The sequence below is a fragment of the Promicromonospora kroppenstedtii DSM 19349 genome (genome assembly GCF_000515355.1).
Classification (GTDB): Bacteria; Actinomycetota; Actinomycetes; order Actinomycetales; family Cellulomonadaceae; genus Promicromonospora; species Promicromonospora kroppenstedtii.
In genome coordinates this window covers 1-1,230 of record NZ_KI911696.1, presented here as the reverse complement: position 1 = coordinate 1,230, position 1,230 = coordinate 1, and the positions used below count along the sequence as shown (strand labels likewise).

1 protein-coding gene is annotated in these 1,230 nt (G+C 69.0%); it reads left to right on the top strand.

Features of this window, described 5'->3' with window-relative positions:
• Positions 1-364: 364 nt before the first annotated feature.
• Positions 365-1,230: translation initiation factor IF-3 (gene infC / locus PROKR_RS17935; protein ID WP_245605873.1), on the top strand; the 866-nt coding region annotated here is incomplete at its 3' end.

Genomic DNA, 1,230 nt, shown 5'->3' with positions numbered 1-1,230 from the left:
ACGCGCAGGCCGGCGCCGCGGAGCAGGTCCTCGGGCGTCGCGGCGGCTGGGGCGGTCGACGTCATGCACCCGAGCCTAGGCCCTAAACTGGAATCATTCCAGTTGAGCGGGGCAACGGGTTTCGCCCGATGGCAGCGAGGGCGACCCACCTCACACCGGCCCCCGGGCGGGTGGACTCGTCAGTCTGGTACCAGCCTGGTACCGTGTAGGCACGACCGACCCGGTGTGAGCCGGGTGCGCAAAGTGGATTCCATCCCACCCGAGTCACGACAGCGCATCGCAAGATGCCGACAGAGTCCGGGTCCTTGGTCGGGTACGAAGGTCCGGCGGTGCTGTTGCCGGGCCAGCGTGTCCTTTCCTCGTGATGGCCTCCACCTGTGTTCAGGGCGGGGGCCATTTCCCGTTCCTGGTGGTCGATCAACGACTTCCAAGGAGCATCACCATCACCGAGCCTCGCATCAACGACCGGATCCGTGTCCCCGAGGTCCGTCTCATCGGTCCTGGCGGGGAGCAGGTCGGCGTGGTTGCCACGGCGGTCGCCCTGAAGCTCGCCCAGGACGCTGACCTCGACCTCGTCGAGGTCGCGCCGGACGCCCGCCCGCCCGTCGCCAAGCTCATGGACTTCGGCAAGTTCAAGTACGAGTCCGACATGAAGGCGCGGGAAGCCCGGCGCAACCAGGCGAACACGGTCCTCAAGGAGATCCGGTTCCGCCTCAAGATCGACCCGCACGACTACGGCACCAAGAAGGGCCACGTCGAGCGGTTCCTCTCGGCCGGCGACAAGGTCAAGGTCATGATCATGTTCCGCGGTCGCGAGCAGTCGCGCCCGGAGATGGGTCGTCGCCTGCTGGAGCGCCTGGCGGAGGACGTGGCCGATCTCGGTTTCGTCGAGTCCATGCCCAAGCAGGACGGCCGCAACATGACCATGGTCCTCGGGCCGGTCAAGAAGAAGGCTGACGCCAAGGTCGAGCAGCGCAAGCGCGCTACGGAGATCAACGCCGGCCGGATGACCAAGTCGGAGGCCAAGGCCCAGGCCCGCGCGGCCGAGTCGCCCGAGGGCGACGAGGTCACCGAAGCCTTCGAGGCCCCCGTCGAGGAGCCGGCCGCAGTCGTCGCGCCGGAGCCCGTCGAGGAGCCCGCGGTCGAGGAGCCGGTCGTCGAGGAGGCCGTCGTCGAGCCGGAGCCCGAGCCCGAGCCGGTCGCGGAGGCACCCGCCCCGGCGGAGGCGCC